The sequence below is a fragment of the Actinacidiphila sp. bgisy167 genome (assembly GCF_965342175.1).
GTDB lineage: Bacteria > Actinomycetota > Actinomycetes > Streptomycetales > Streptomycetaceae > Actinacidiphila.
Map to the genome: position 1 here is coordinate 1 of NZ_CBDRBL010000050.1, position 14,169 is coordinate 14,169.

Below are 14,169 nucleotides of genomic sequence, written 5' to 3' on the forward strand. Positions count from 1 at the left end.
CCCCCCCCCCCCCCCCCACCCCCCCCCCCCCCCCCCCCCCCCCCCCCCCCCCCTCGGGCGTTCGCGGCCCTGTGACGCTCCGGGGCGTCACAGGGCCGCACCGACCGGGTCGGTGAGCCGCTGTGCAATATGCCTGGGTTTGCGGTGTCATGGTGGACCTCGTGTCCTTCATGGCACAGAGCTCCCCGAGGAGGCATCCGATGCGCAGGAGCGCGGCGAGGTGGGCCGCCGGTGCGGCCGTGGCCGCCCTTGTGGCGACGGGCTGCGGCGGCGGGGACGGCGCCCGGAGCAGCGGCTCCGGTGTGCTGAGCGCGGCGTGGACCGATCCGCAGAATCCGCTGGAGCCGGCCAACACCAACGAGGTGCAGGGCGGCAAGGTGCTGGACATGATCTTCCGCGGGCTGAAGAAGTACAACCCCCGGACGGCGGCCGCCGAGGACGTCATCGCCGACTCGATCACGACCACGGACCAGCGGACCTTCACCATCAGGCTGAAGGCCGGCTGGACCTTCAGCAACGGCGAGAAGGTCACCGCCGATTCCTTCATCGACGCCTGGAACTACGCGGCGCTCGTGACGAACAAGCAGATCAACGCCTCCTTCTTCCGGTACGTCGAGGGCTACGACAAGGTCCATCCGCGGTCCGGGAAACCCGCCGCCGCCGAGCTGTCCGGCCTCACCCGGCAGGACGACCTGAACTTCACCGTCAGGCTCAACCAGAAGTTCTCCACCTGGCCCGACACCCTCGGCTACGCCGCCTACATGCCGCTGCCACGGGCCTTCTTCACCGACCATGCGGGCTGGCTGCGCAAACCCGTCGGCAACGGCCCCTACCGCGTGGAGTCCTACACCAAGGGCCAGGGCATGCGGTTGCGCGCGTGGGACGGTTACAGGGGCTCCGACGCGGCCGTCAACAAGGGCGTGGACCTCAAGGTCTACACCGACACCAACACCGCCTACACCGATCTGCAGGCCGGCAACCTGGACCTGGTCGACGACGTGCCCGCCGCCCAGTTGAGGAACGTCGAGACCGACCTGGACGGCCGCTACCTCAACACCCCGGCCGGCATCATCCAGACCCTCGCCTTTCCGCTCTACGACAAGGCATGGTCGGGTCCGGACTCCGAGAAGCTCCGCCAGGGCATCTCCATGGCGATCAACCGCGAGCAGATCACCCGGCAGATCTTCCAGAACACCCGTATCCCGGCGGGGGACTGGACCTCGCCCGTGCTCGGCGCGGACGGCGGCTTCGACGACACCCTGTGCGGCCGCACGTGCGCGTACGACCCCGCCCGCGCCAGGCAACTGGTCAAGGAGGGCGGCGGCCTCCCCGGCGGCACCATGAGGATCACCTACAACGCGGACGGCGGCTCCCACAAGGAGTGGGTCGACGCGGTCTGCAACAGCATCAACAACGCCCTGGGCAAGGACGACGCCTGCGTCGGCGATCCCGTCGGCACCTTCGCCGACTTCCGCAACCAGATCGTCAACCAGCGGATGAAGAACCCGTTCCGGGCCGGCTGGCAGATGGACTACCCGCTGATCCAGAACTTCCTGCAGCCGCTCTACTACACCGGCGCCTCGTCCAACGACGCCCACTTCAGCGACCCCCGCTTCGACCGGCTCGTCGACCGGGCGAACGCCGAGAGCGACCCCGCCAAGGCCGTCGACACCTTCAAGCAGGCCGAGCGGATCCTGCCGCAGCAGGTCCCGGCCATCGCGCTGTGGTACCAGAACGGCAGCGCGGCCTGGTCGCAGCGGCTCTCCGACGTGACCCTCAACCCCTTCAGCGTGCCCGTCTTCAACCAGATCAAGGTCGGCTGACGCCCATGGGCCGGTACGTCATCCGCCGTCTGCTGCAGATGATCCCCGTCTTCGCCGGCACCACCGTGCTGATCTTCGTCATGGTGTACGCGCTCGGCGACCCCGTCCAGGCACGGTGCGGCGACCGCGCCTGCGACCCCGCCACGGCCGCGCAGATCCGCCGCGACCTGTATCTGGACCACCCGCTGTGGCAGCAGTACCTGCGCTACATGGGGCAGATCTTCCGCGGCGACTTCGGGGTCGCCTGGAACGGGCAGCCGGTCACCGAACTGCTGGCCACCGCGCTGCCCGTCACCTTGCGGCTGACGGTCCTCGCCATCCTCTTCGAGATCGTCGCCGGCATCACCCTCGGCGTCCTCACCGGGCTGCGCCGCGGGCGCCTGGAGGACACCGCGACGCTGCTGGGCACCCTGGTCGTCATCTCCGTGCCGACCTTCGTCACCGGCTACGTGCTGCAGTACCTGCTCGGCGTCAAGTGGCACGTCATCGCGCCCTCGGTCTCCTCGCAGGCCCGCCTCGACGAGCTGGTCGTGCCGGCGTTCGTCCTCGCCCTGACCTCGCTCGCCTACGTCACCCGGCTCAGCCGCACCTCGGTCGTGGAGAACGTCCGGGCCGACTACGTCAGGACCGCCGTCGCCAAGGGACTGCCGAGACGCCGGGTGATCACCCGCCACCTGCTGCGCAACTCCCTCATCCCGGTGGTCACCTTCATCGGCACCGACATCGGGGCGCTGATGGGAGGGGCCATCGTCACCGAGCGCATCTTCAACATCCACGGCGTGGGCTACCAGCTCTACCAGGGCATCCTGCGGCTGGACTCGGCCACGGTGGTCGGGTTCGTGACGATCCTCGTGATCGTCTTCCTCCTGGCGAACCTGATGGTCGACCTCCTCTACGCCGTCCTCGACCCGAGGATCCGCTATGCCTGAGCCGCGCAACCACCCCGACGAGGCCGTGGAGCCGGCCGGCGGGACGGGAGCCGCCATGGGACTGGGCCAGGACGAGGCACGCACCCTGGAGAGGGGGGTACCCGCTCCCGGCAGGCCCCCGGCCGCCCCGGCCGGCGGGCCCGGCACGGACCGGCCGCGCAGCCTGTGGTCGGACGCCTGGCGGGACCTGCGGCGCAACCCGGTCTTCGTGATCGCCGCGCTGATCATCGTCTTCCTCGTCGTCATCTCCCTCTGGCCGCAGCTCATCGCTCCCGGCAACCCGCTCAGCTGCGACCTGGACAACTCCCAGAAGGGCTCCGCCCCCGGCCACCCCTTCGGCTTCGACACCCAGGGGTGCGACGTCTACACCCGGGTCGTCCACGGCGCCCGCGCCTCGGTCACCGTCGGCATCTGCGCCACCGTCGGAGCCGCCCTGCTCGGCTCGCTCCTCGGCGGCCTCGCCGGCTACCACGGCGGCTGGGCGGACGCGGTGCTCTCCCGGGTGAGCGACATCTTCTTCGGCATCCCGATCGTCCTCGGCGGCCTGGTCTTCCTCTCCGTCGTCACCGGCACCACCGTCTGGCCGGTGGTGGGGTTCATCGTGCTGCTCGGCTGGCCGCAGATCGGCCGCATCGCCCGCGGGTCGGTGATCACCGTGAAGCGAAACGACTACGTCGAGGCCGCCCGTGCGCTCGGCGCCGGACACACCCGGCTGCTGCTGCGGCACATCGCGCCCAACGCCGTCGCCCCCGTCATCGTCGTCGCGACCATCGCGCTCGGCACCTACATCTCCCTGGAGGCCACCCTGTCCTACCTCGGCGTCGGGCTGAAACCGCCCACCGTCTCCTGGGGCATCGACATCTCCCAGGCCTCCACCCAGATCCGCAACGCACCCCACATGCTGCTCTGGCCGGCCGGAGCGCTGAGCGTGACGGTGCTCGCCTTCATCATGCTCGGTGACGCGGTGCGCGACGCCCTCGACCCCAAGCTGCGCTGATGGACGGGCAGACGCCGGCCGACACGGCCCGGGACGAGCCGCCCCTGCTCGAGGTGCGCGACCTGCACGTGGAGTTCCGCACCCGGGACGGCGTCGCCCGGGCCGTGGGCGGGGTCTCCTACGCGGTGCGCTCCCGCCAGACGCTGGCCGTGCTGGGCGAGTCGGGCTCCGGCAAGTCGGTGACCGCGCAGGCCGTCATGGGCATCCTCGACTCGCCGCCCGGGTTCGTCACCCGCGGCGAGATCCTCTTCCACGGCGAGGACCTGCTCGCCATGGGCCGCGAGGCGCGCCGAAGGATCCGCGGCGCCAGGATGGCGATGATCTTCCAGGACGCGCTGTCCGCCCTCAATCCCGTGCTGACCGTGGGCGAGCAGCTCGGCGAGATGTTCCGGGTGCACCGGGGGATGTCCCGCAAGGACGCCCGTGCCAAGGCGGTGGAGCTGATGGACCGGGTGCGCATCCCGGCGGCGAAGGAGCGGGTGGGCGACTACCCGCACCAGTTCTCCGGCGGCATGCGCCAGCGCGTCATGATCGCGATGGCGCTCGCCCTGGAGCCCGAGCTGGTCATCGCCGACGAGCCGACCACCGCGCTCGACGTGACCGTGCAGGCACAGGTCATGGAACTCCTGGCGGAGCTGCAGCGCGAGTACGGCATGGGCCTGATCCTCATCACCCACGACCTCGGCGTCGTCGCCGACGTCGCCGACCACATCGCCGTGATGTACGCGGGGCGCATCGTGGAGACCGCGCCCGTCCACGAGATCTACCAGCGCCCCGCACACCCCTACACCAGGGGCCTGCTGGAGTCGATCCCGCGTCTGGACCGCAAGGGCCGGGAGCTGCATGCGATCAAGGGCCTGCCCCCGAACCCGCTGCACATCCCGACCGGCTGCCCCTTCCACCCGCGCTGCCCGCTCGCCCGCGACGTGTGCGCCACCGACGAGCCGGCGCTGTACCGGATCAGCGCCCGGCAGGGCAGCGCCTGCCACTTCTGGAGGGAGTGCCTCGGTGAGCGGCAGCGGTGACCCCGTGCTCCAGGTGCGGGGGCTGGTCAAGCACTTCCCGCTCACCCAGGGAATCCTCTTCAAGCGGCAGGTCGGCGAGGTCCAGGCGGTCGACGGCGTGGACCTCGACCTGCGCCGCGGCGAGACCCTGGGCGTCGTCGGCGAGTCCGGGTGCGGGAAGTCCACCCTGGCCCGGCTGCTGGTGCATCTGGAGCGGGCCACCCGGGGGCAGATCCTCTACAGGGGCGAGGACGTCACCAAGCTGTCCGGCCGCGCCCTGAGGGCCGTGCGCCGGAACATCCAGATGGTGTTCCAGGACCCGTACACCTCGCTGAACCCGCGCATGACGGTCGGCGACATCATCGGCGAGCCGTACGAGATCCACCCCGAGGTGGCCCCGAAGGGCGACCGGCGCCGCAAGGTGCGCGAACTGCTGGACGTCGTCGGCCTCGACCCCGAGCACGTCAACCGCTATCCGCACCAGTTCTCCGGCGGCCAGCGGCAGCGCATCGGCATCGCCCGCGGCCTGGCGCTGCGCCCCGAGGTCATCGTCGCCGACGAGCCGGTCTCGGCGCTGGACGTCTCCGTGCAGGCGCAGGTCGTCAACCTGATGGAGAGACTGCAGGCCGAGTTCGCCCTCTCCTACGTCTTCATCGCGCACGACCTGTCGATCGTGCGGCACATCGCGGACCGGGTGGCGGTGATGTACCTCGGGCGGATCGTCGAGACCGGGGACGACACCCAGGTCTACGAGCACCCGACCCACCCGTACACCCAGGCCCTGTTGTCGGCGGTGCCGGTCCCGGATCCCGGGGCGCGCGGGCGGCGTGAGCGCATCGTGCTCAGCGGTGACGTGCCCTCGCCGGCCGACCCGCCGTCCGGCTGCCGTTTCCGGACGCGCTGCTGGAAGGCACGGGAACGCTGCGCCCTGGAGGTGCCGGCGCTGGCGGTGCCCGAGGCCTTCCGGGCGGTGGACTCTCCGGCGGCGCACGACAGCGCGTGCCATTTCGCCGAGGACAAACGGGTGCTGCCGCCGGAGCCCCCGGGGCGCTGAGCGCGGCGGGCGGCCGCCGTCTTACACGCGCGCAACGTGATGGACGCACGTCCGATATACGGACGCCCCATGCTGGCATGTGTACGGCCGTGCGGGTGCCGTGAGCCGGCCGGAACGACCCTCGGTCGTTCCGGCCGGCTGCCGTGCGTTCCGGCGCGGCCTAGCGCCGCGCGACACCCAACGAGCGCCGCAGGAAGTCGACCTGGAGCAGGAGCAGGTTCTCCGCGACCTCCTCCTGCGGTGTCATGTGGGTGACCCCGGACAGCGGCAGGACCTCGTGCGGGCGGCCGGCCGCCAGCAGCGCGGAGGACAGCCGCAGGGTGTGCGCGGCCACCACGTTGTCGTCGGCGAGACCGTGGATGATCATCAGCGGCCGGACCTCGTCCGCCGGGTCCGCCAGCCCGGCGTCAGTGACCAGCGAGTTGGCCGCGTACACCGCCGGCTGCTCCCCGGGGTGGCCGAGGTAGCGCTCGGTGTAGTGGGTGTCGTACAGCCGCCAGTCGGTGACCGGTGCGCCCGCCACCGCGGCGTGGAAGACGTCCGGGCGGCGCAGCACCGCGAGCGCCGCCAGGTAGCCGCCGTAGGACCAGCCGCGGATGCCCACCCGGGTCAGGTCCAGCGGGTGCCGTTCGGCCAGTGCGTGCAGCGCGTGGACCTGGTCGTCGAGGGTGACGCCCGCGAAGTCGCCGGCGATCGCCTTCTCCCAGGCGGGGGAGTGCCCGGGGGTGCCCCGGCCGTCCGCGACGACCACCGCGAAGCCCTGGTCGGCCAGCCACTGCGGCTCGAGGTGGATGCGCTGCGTGCGCAGCACCATCTGGCCGTGGGGCCCGCCGTAGGGGTCCATCAGCACCGGCAGCGGTCCGTCGCCCTCCCGGTAGCCGGAGGGGAGCAGCACCGCCGCCGGGATGCCGCGCTCGCCGGCGCCCACCAGCACCGGGCGCGCGGTGAGGACCGGGGTCTCGGCGTGCGAGGCGATCTCCGCCACCTGTTCGCCGTCCCGCAGCACCCGAACGGCCGTGGCCGCCGACTCCAGGGACGCGGAGGACAGCACCATGACGCCCCCGGCGTGCACCGCGGAGTGGACACCGGGCGCACCGCTCAGCCGGACCGGTCCGCCGGGGCCGCCGTCGGCGCGGTACACATGGATCTCGCCGTACTCCGGGTCCTTGGCGCCGTGCCCCGCGGATGCGGACAGCAAGATGGCGTCGCCATCGCTTCCGAGCATCGCACGCACGTGCAATTCCGGTCCTGTCCAGGGCTGTTCGCCGACGTACAGTGATCGCGAGCCGTTCTCGTCGGAGATCCGCACGAGCCGCTCCCCGGACAGCCACGCGGGCACCCCGGCGAAAAGATCAAGCCAGATTCCGTCGCGGTCCCGGTGCACCTCGCGGGTGGCGCCGGTGGCGGTGTCCACCGCCAGGTACACCTGCTCGCACTGGTCACGCGTTTGCGCGAGCAGCAGCGGCGGACCGCCCGCCGACCAGTGCACCTGCGCCAGGTACGGGTAGCGCTCGCGGTCCCACTCCACCGCGACGGCGGCGCCGTCCAGCGTCAGCAGCACCAGCGTCACCTCGGCGTTCGGCGTCCCCGCCGCCGGATAGGCGACCTCCGCCGGCGCCTGCCCGGGGTTCGCCGGGTCGGCGATCCACCATCGCTGGACGGGGGAGGAGTCCACCCGGGCCGCCAGCACGCGGGTGCCGTCCGGGGACCACCAGTAGCCGCGGCTGCGGGACATCTCCTCGGCGGCGATGAACTCGGCCAGCCCGTAGGTGACTTCCGGCCCCTCGGGTTCGGCCAGCGCCCGGTCCTCGCTGCCGTCGGCGGCCACCACGCGCAGCGCGCCGTCCGCCACATAAGCCACCCGGCGGCCGTCCGGCGACGGGCGCGGGTCCACCACCGGGCCCGGTACGGCGAGCTCCCGGGCGGTTCCGGCCCGCAGCTCCGCCGTGAACAGCCGTCCCGACAGGGCGAAGGCGGCCAGCTCCGCCGCGTCGTCGGTCGCGTAGCCGACGATCCCGGCCGAGCCCTCCCGGCTGCGCTCGCGGCGCGCCTTCTCCTCCGGCGACAACTCCTCCGCGGCGCCGGACAGCAGCAGCGCGGGGTCCGCCGCGACCCGCTCGGCGCCGGACTCCACGTCGAGCACCCACAGCAGATGCGAGCGGTCGGTACCGGAACGGGAGCGGAGGAAGGCGATGCGGCCGCCGTCCGGCGACACGGTGAAGGAGCGGGGGGCGCCGAGCGAGAACCGCTGCGTGCGGGCGTACTGCCGGGGGAACGAGAGCGCTTGCGTCATGGAGGGAGTGTGCCATTGCCCTTTCGGCGCGCCCAGCGCACGCCGACCGCGAGATCCGGCCATGCGCCCCCGCATGCTCCCGTGCGACGAGCTATGCGGCGCGCCACAAAGTTATGATCCCGTCCCGAGAGTGGGTAACAACCGGTTGGCAACTGCTGTCGGAATACGAGGCCCTGGAGGTGAGCCGCTGTGGCACTTTCGATTTCGGCGGTGCTGCTGCTGCTGATCGTCGTCTTCCTGCTGGTCAGGAAGGCGGGTCTGAAGGCGGGGCATGCGGTGGTCTGCGTACTGCTCGGGTTCTACCTGGCAAGCTCCTCCATCGCGCCGACGATCCGGGACCTCACCACCAACGTCGCGGGCATGATCGGCGACTTCAAGTTCTGAGCTGGTGGCTCGCCGCGGATGAGGCGGGGTGACTGCCCTAGGCTCTTCTCATGACCGCACTGCCCGCCCGGCGACTGCTGTTCGTCCACGCGCATCCCGACGACGAGTCGATCAACAACGGCGCCACCATGGCGAAGTACGCCGCCGAGGGCGCGCGCGTCACCCTGGTGACGTGCACCCTCGGGGAGGAGGGCGAGGTCATCCCGCCCGAGCTGGCGCATCTGGCGTCCGACCGCGACGACGCCCTCGGCGCCCACCGGATCGGCGAGCTCGCCGACGCCATGGTCCAACTCGGCGTCACCGACCACCGCTTCCTCGGCGGCCCGGGCCGCTTCCGGGACTCCGGGATGATGGGCGCGCCCCAGAACGACCGGCCCGACAGCTTCTGGCAGGCCGATCTCGACCTCGCCGCCGGGTACCTCGTGGAGGTGATCCGCGAGGTCCGTCCGCAGGTCCTGGTCGCCTACGACCCCGACGGCGGCTACGGCCACCCCGACCACATCAAGGCGCACCGGGTCGCCATGCGCGCCGCCGAGCTGTCCGCCGAGCCGACCTACCGCCGCGACCTCGGCGAGCCGCACTCCATCGCCAAGATCTACTGGAACTGCGTTCCGCGCCGGGTGGTCGAGGAGGGCTTCGCCCGCCTGCGCGCGGCCGGCCGGCAGATCCCCTTCGAGGGCATCGCGACGGCCGACGACGTCCCCGGCGTGGTGGACGACGACCTGGTGACCGCGGCCATCGACGTGGACGGCCGCTACTCCGAGCGGAAGGCGGCGGCGATGAAGGCCCACGCCACCCAGATCGCGGTGGACGGCCCGTTCTTCGCGCTCTCCAACGACCTCGGGCAGCCCCTGTTCGGGGCCGAGTTCTACCGTCTGGTCGCGGGCGTGCCCGCGCCGGCCGGGAGCCTGGAGGACGACCTGTTCGCGGGGACCGGGGCATGAGGCGCGCGGCCTACCCCCTGCTCGCCGTCCTGGGCGTCCTGGTCGCCGTCGCGGGGTCGCTCGTCCAGGCCGCCTGGTTCCCGGGCGGGCTGCTGCTCGCGCTCGCCGGGAGCGCGGCGCTCTTCCACGGCGGCGCCAGACTCACCGGCACGCGGCTGGGCGCGGTGGTCCCGGCGGCGGTCTGGCTGATCACCGTGATGCTGCTCAGCTCCGCCCGCCCGGAGGGTGATTTCCTGTTCGCCAACGGGATCAGCCCGTACGTCTACCTGCTGGGCGGAGCGTTGGCAGGCGTGATGTCGGCCACGCTTGTGCAGCCCCGCGCCGACGGCAGTGGATCACGTGAGGCACGATAGGCGCCACGTTGCGTCCGTGAGGGAGCGAACGTCGTCCGTGTGACGCGCGACGTCCTATAAGCCCCTTTTGCAGGGGCGGTCTCCATTCAGCGGGCAGCGGCTTCGACGCGGCGCCCAGTATGGTGGTGCGCGCCGCCGGGCCGCCCGCGGAAAGGCCGTGACGGGTGGCGAAGCGAACCGGGAGAGCCTGCTTTGAGTCGTGAAACTGATCGTCCGTCCCCCGGCCCCCAGGGGCGGGGAGGAGCCGCCTACCCGTCGGGTACCCCGCCGTACGGAACCCGGCCGTTTCCGTCGCTGCATCCGCAGGAGGACCCGCGCGACGGTGCCGCGAACGGGGAGCCGGCCGAGGCTCCCGCCGCGGAGGAGGCCAAGACCGAGACCACGCTGACCACCCGGGTGCGTATCAACATCCCCGGATCCCGGCCGATCCCGCCGGTCGTCGTCCGCACGCCCGTCGAGGGCGGCGAGGAGGGCGAGCCGTCCGCCTGGTCCGCGCCGGGCGCCTCCGCGGCCGAGTCGGCGCCGCGGCCCGCGGGCCGGCCGGCCGGCGGCCCGGGCCCCGGTACGGGCAGCGGCACCGGGGCCGGTCAGGGCGCCCCGGCATCCGGCCCCGCGCCGCAGCCCGCCGGCGAGCCGGCTCCCGGGCCGAAGGCCGAGAAGTCGGCGAGTGACTGGTTCGCCCCGCGGAAGGGTGCCCCCGCGCCCGCACCCGCACCGGCTTCTGCCCCGGCCCCCGAGGCGGCCCAGGAGTTCTCCGCCCCCGAGGTCACCCAGCCGATGCGGCTCGGCGACATCCCCGCCCAGCCCGGCCCCGCGGAGCGCGGCCCGGTTCCGGGGCCGGCCGACGGCTCCGGCGCGCCCCGGCGCGGCGGCATCCCGCGCCCGAACGGCGGCGCCGCCGGTTTCGGCGGTCCCGGGGGCCCGGCGGTGCAGGGTGGTCCTGAGGGCCCCGGTGGTTTCGGCGGCCCGGCCGGTCCCGGACGCCAGGCCCCGGCGCAGCGCCCGTTCCCCGGGGGGCCCGTTGCGGGACCCGCGGGTGGCCCCGGAGCCGGCCAGCCCTTCCCGGGGCAGCAGCCACCGTCCGGCCCCACCGCGGGCCCGGTCACCGGTGACATGCGCGTGCCCCCGGCGGGCCCCGCGGCCGGCCGCTCGCCGCGTCCCACGCCGTTCCCGCCTCCCGCAGCCGACCGGCTGCCCGGGGACACGCTCGTCGGCGGCATCCCGGCGGTTCCCCCCGCGGGGCCGTCCGCCAACCGGCCCGCCCCGGCCGGCGGCGAGATGTACCGCTTCGAGCAGGACGAGCCGGCGGCGCCCGCCGGCCGCCAGAACACTGCGGAGCCCAAGCCCAAGGGCCGTTCCAAGCTCATACTGGTGGGCGTCGGCGTGCTGGGCCTGCTCGGCCTCGCCTACGGCGCCGGCCTGCTGATGGACCACGCCGACGTGCCGGCCGGCACGACCGTCTACGGCGTGGAGATCGGCGGCAAGACCAAGGACCAGGCCGTCGCGCTCCTCGACGAGCGGCTGGGCGCCCGCAAGAACGCGGCGATCACCGTCACCGTCGGCGACGCTCGCCAGTCGTTGAAGCCCACGGCCGCCGGACTCGTCCTCGACACCGACGCGACGGTCCGCAACCTGGCGCACCGCGACTACAACCCGGTCACCGTCATCGGCTCGCTGTTCGGCGGCACGCGGGCGGCCGAGCCCGTGCTGACCACGGACAACGAGAAGCTCCGCGCCCAGCTGGAGAAGCTCTCCCAGGAGCTCGGGGGCCCCGGCTCCGAGGGCATGGTCAAGTTCGTGAAGGGCAAGGCGGTCGCCGTCCCCGGCAAGCCCCACCAGGGTGTGGACGTGGGCGCCTCGATCGACGCCGTGAAGACGGCCTACGCCACGCAGGTCGCCACGGGCAAGGCCGGCGTGGTCGGCCTGAAGGTCACCACCGTCCAGCCCAAGGTGACCCAGGAGGCGCTCGACAAGGCCGTCGACGGCTTCGGCAAGACCGCCATGTCCGGGTTCGTCACGGTCCGCGCGGGTGCCGCGCAGATCCCGTTCAGCCCCCAGAAGTCGCTGTCGCAGATCCTCACGATGGTGCCGGACCAGAACGGCAACCTCACCCCGTACATCGACCGCAAGGTGCTCAAGGACCTGTACGGCGGCGCCTTCGACGGCGTGCTGGTCGAACGCGGTGACGGCAGCAAGACCGCCGTCACCCCCGAGGACGTGGCCTCCGCGATGCTGCCCGCGCTGCAGACCACCGACGCCGCCAAGAAGACGGTGACCATCGAGGGCACCTCCTGACCCCCGGTCGCCCGACCCGCGTGTGACGGGTGTGGCCCCCGGTACCCGTACCGAGGGCCACACCCGTCTCATCCGCGCTCTGGGTCCCGCGGCTCTCCCGCCGTCCGGCGCCCGAGGGCGCGAGACCAACCCGCCCCCGAGGACCGGCACCACGTCAGCACCGCCGGCCCGCGCCGATCACCGGCCACACCCGCCCCGCGCACCCCCGGCGCCTTCAGTTCAGGAGAGCGCGGGCGGCCCGCGCCTGGCGGCGCACCGCCGCCGCGGCGGAGGGCTCCGCCTCCGCGAGCACGTCCGCGTACGCCTCCATCTCCACGGCGCCCCGAGCGAAGTCCCCGGCGCGCACCAGCAGCTGCGCCCGCTCCAAGCGCAGGCGAGCAGGGTGGTGGGGCAGCAACAGCGCCAGTTCCACCGTCCACAGCTGTGTGGCGAGCTGCTCCGGACGTGCGGAGGCCCAGGCGCGGATGTTGTTGAGCACCCGCAGCACGATCTCCAGCGGGTCGGCCGGCTCCAGCACCACCGAGGACGGCGCGGCTCCCGTCGCGCCCGCCACGAGCAGGCGTACGTCCTCCTCGCCGAGCCGCCGGCCGCCGTCGAAGGGGTCGGCGGGCACGAAGGCGCCCGCGGGGTCGCCGAAGCCCACGATGAAGTGCCCGGGGAGGGCGACGCCGTGGATCGGGCCGCCCACACGCCGGACGACCTCCATCCAGACCACCGACAGCAGGATCGGCAGCCCGCGCCGCCGCCACAGCACCTGGTGCAGCAGGGACGACTCCAGCCGCTGGTAGTCGGCCGGGGAACCGCCGAACCCGCAACGGCCACCGAGCAGTTCCGCGGTGGCGCCCGCCCAGTCGACGGCAGTGGTGAGGCCGTACGGCAGGAGGCCGGCGAGGCGGTCGAGTTCCATCTGCGCCGCGTCCGTCCCGGCCTCGTCGAGGGCCGGGTCGGCCGCGGCCCCGATGAGCAGGCACAGCTCGGCGAGGTCGGGGCGCGGCTCGCGGGCAGCCTCGGCGAAGCGCTGCCTGAGGGTGTCGTCCATACGGGGGCTCACCCTTCCGCGGACAGCGGGCCGCGCTGGTAGTGATAGGCGTGATGGGGGGTGAAGCCCATGCTGTCGTAGAGGGCGCGCGCGGCCTCGTTGCCCGTCTCGACCTGCAGGTACGCGCCGGAGGCGCCCTCGTCCAGGGCCTTGCGGGCGAGCGCGGCCATCACGGCCCCGGCCAGTCCGCGCCGGCGGTGGTCCGGGGCCACCTCGACGGCGCCGAAGGAGGCGAAGCGGCCGTCGACCACACAGCGTCCGATCGCCGCGGGCCCCGTGACGGCCGGGTCGCCGTCCGCCGGCACGGCGGCGAACCACACCGAGGGCCCGCCGCCCAGCACCTTCGAAGCCACGTCGCCCGAAGCGCCCGTGCGGTGGTAGCGATCCAGCCACCCGCCGTCGGCCTCGCGAGACAGGCGGACGGCCTCGGCGCCCGGCAGGTCCGCGATCGGCGCCAGAGGGGCCGTGCAGAGCAGGGCGTGGCCCTCCGCGGTCCAGCCCATGCCCACCAGCGCCTGTGCGAGCGTCTCGTCGGAGTCCTCGCCGCCGGTGGTGACCTGCACGTACGCGGGCAGGCCGCGGTCGCCGTACCAGCGGGCGGTCCGTGCCGCGGCCTCCGCCAGCGGGACACCCGGATCCCCGAGCGGCAGCACCGAGTTGGCGCGCCGGGTGAAGCCGCCCGCCGCCCGAAGCGTCCATCCGCCCAGCCGGGCGGTCTCCCGCGCAGGCCAGCAGCGGGAGGCCGACTCCTGCAGTTCCCGGGCCGTCGCGCGCGGCGCGCGGGCGCCGCGACGCGCCGGCGCCGCGGGCACGATCTTGCCCGCCACCAGGGAGGATTCCGCGATGCGCACGGACGCCCCGTCCCGGCGGGTGACCACCAGTACCCCTTCGTCCCAGGATGTGAGAACTCCGACGGCGTCGGCGAAAACCGGCCGCCCGTCGACGATCTCCGCGATCCTCCGTACCGAAACGCGTTTGCCCACGTCAGAAGGGGTTATGCGCACCTCGAACCTGCCTCCGGCGGTGAAATCCATGCCCATGACCGCCCCTCCTG

General features: G+C 73.1%; 12 protein-coding genes. 9 read left to right on the forward strand and 3 right to left on the reverse strand.

The features are described 5' to 3' along the window. The first annotated feature begins 200 nt into the window (after positions 1 to 200). From ACRWND_RS19280 to ACRWND_RS19300, 5 genes are read left to right on the forward strand one after another with little or no spacing between them, the layout of a single operon-like run. Positions 201 to 1,823, forward strand: a complete 1,623-nt coding sequence (locus ACRWND_RS19280) for a peptide ABC transporter substrate-binding protein (protein ID WP_431950982.1) — start codon at positions 201 to 203, stop codon at positions 1,821 to 1,823. A gap of 5 nt (positions 1,824 to 1,828) precedes the next feature. Beyond that, positions 1,829 to 2,752, forward strand: coding sequence for an ABC transporter permease (locus tag ACRWND_RS19285; RefSeq protein WP_431950984.1), 924 nt, complete (start codon positions 1,829 to 1,831; stop codon positions 2,750 to 2,752). Then, entirely contained in the window at positions 2,745 to 3,749 is a 1,005-nt protein-coding gene (locus ACRWND_RS19290; protein WP_431950986.1) for an ABC transporter permease, read from the forward strand. Before ACRWND_RS19285 ends, ACRWND_RS19290 begins: the two co-directional genes overlap by 8 nt. Continuing rightward, entirely contained in the window at positions 3,749 to 4,774 is a 1,026-nt protein-coding gene (locus ACRWND_RS19295; protein ID WP_431950988.1) for an ABC transporter ATP-binding protein, read from the forward strand. The genes ACRWND_RS19290 and ACRWND_RS19295 overlap by 1 nt, the downstream gene beginning before the upstream one ends. After that, on the forward strand, positions 4,758 to 5,807 hold the full coding sequence (locus ACRWND_RS19300; RefSeq protein WP_431950990.1) for an ABC transporter ATP-binding protein: 1,050 nt from the start codon (positions 4,758 to 4,760) through the stop codon (positions 5,805 to 5,807). The genes ACRWND_RS19295 and ACRWND_RS19300 overlap by 17 nt, the downstream gene beginning before the upstream one ends. Before the next feature lie 160 nt (positions 5,808 to 5,967). Here the strand turns inward: ACRWND_RS19300 and ACRWND_RS19305 are convergent, their stop codons facing one another. Next, on the reverse strand, positions 5,968 to 8,100 hold the full coding sequence (locus ACRWND_RS19305; RefSeq protein ID WP_431950992.1) for an alpha/beta fold hydrolase: 2,133 nt from the start codon (positions 8,098 to 8,100) through the stop codon (positions 5,968 to 5,970). Between the two features lie 189 nt (positions 8,101 to 8,289). Between ACRWND_RS19305 and ACRWND_RS19310 the strand changes: the two genes are divergently transcribed. The 4 genes from ACRWND_RS19310 to ACRWND_RS19325 all read left to right on the forward strand — a co-directional run bounded on the left by ACRWND_RS19310 (position 8,290) and on the right by ACRWND_RS19325 (position 12,076). Continuing rightward, entirely contained in the window at positions 8,290 to 8,484 is a 195-nt protein-coding gene (locus tag ACRWND_RS19310; protein WP_431950994.1) for a hypothetical protein, read from the forward strand. Positions 8,485 to 8,534: 50 nt separating this feature from the next. Continuing rightward, complete coding sequence (gene mshB / locus ACRWND_RS19315) at positions 8,535 to 9,428, forward strand: N-acetyl-1-D-myo-inositol-2-amino-2-deoxy-alpha-D-glucopyranoside deacetylase (protein ID WP_431950996.1); 894 nt, start codon at positions 8,535 to 8,537, stop codon at positions 9,426 to 9,428. Beyond that, complete coding sequence (locus ACRWND_RS19320; protein WP_431950998.1) at positions 9,425 to 9,781, forward strand: DUF6113 family protein; 357 nt, start codon at positions 9,425 to 9,427, stop codon at positions 9,779 to 9,781. Before mshB ends, ACRWND_RS19320 begins: the two co-directional genes overlap by 4 nt. A gap of 192 nt (positions 9,782 to 9,973) precedes the next feature. After that, the gene (locus ACRWND_RS19325; protein WP_431951000.1) at positions 9,974 to 12,076 is read left to right on the forward strand and encodes a hypothetical protein; all 2,103 of its coding nucleotides are present in this window, start codon (positions 9,974 to 9,976) and stop codon (positions 12,074 to 12,076) included. 214 nt (positions 12,077 to 12,290) lie between these two features. Here ACRWND_RS19325 and ACRWND_RS19330 read toward each other — a convergent pair whose 3' ends face one another. Continuing rightward, on the reverse strand, positions 12,291 to 13,115 hold the full coding sequence (locus ACRWND_RS19330) for a tetratricopeptide repeat protein (RefSeq protein ID WP_431951002.1): 825 nt from the start codon (positions 13,113 to 13,115) through the stop codon (positions 12,291 to 12,293). 8 nt (positions 13,116 to 13,123) lie between these two features. Continuing rightward, positions 13,124 to 14,149 (reverse strand): GNAT family N-acetyltransferase, encoded by a 1,026-nt coding sequence (locus ACRWND_RS19335; RefSeq protein ID WP_431951067.1) that lies wholly within the window; start codon positions 14,147 to 14,149, stop codon positions 13,124 to 13,126. Positions 14,150 to 14,169: the final 20 nt, after the last annotated feature.